Here is a 214-nt window from a genome sequence, read left to right on the forward strand (position 1 = left end):
GCGTGGCGCTCGACTTGGACTACGCCAGCCGCTGGAGCCTGCGCCGGGACATCGCCATCATGCTGCGCACCGTCCCGGCCGTGCTCGCCCAGCGCGGAAGCAAATAGCCCAGGCGTGCCCCGGCCTGCGCGTGCGCGCGGTGGTGCTGTCCGGAACGCGCATCCCGGGAACCGGGGTGCGGCGACCGGATTGCCGACGGGATCACGATGAAGGG

Annotated in this window: 1 pseudogene; it reads left to right on the forward strand. The window is 72.4% G+C overall.

The annotated features are described in order from the left end of the window. Nucleotides 1-107 (forward strand): annotated as a pseudogene (locus tag MFF64_RS37660) (sugar transferase); the annotation flags it as partial. Between the last annotated feature and the right edge of the window lie 107 nt (nucleotides 108-214).

It is taken from the genome of Methylobacterium frigidaeris, from assembly GCF_022179185.1.
In the GTDB taxonomy this organism is placed as follows: Bacteria; Pseudomonadota; Alphaproteobacteria; order Rhizobiales; family Beijerinckiaceae; genus Methylobacterium; species Methylobacterium frigidaeris.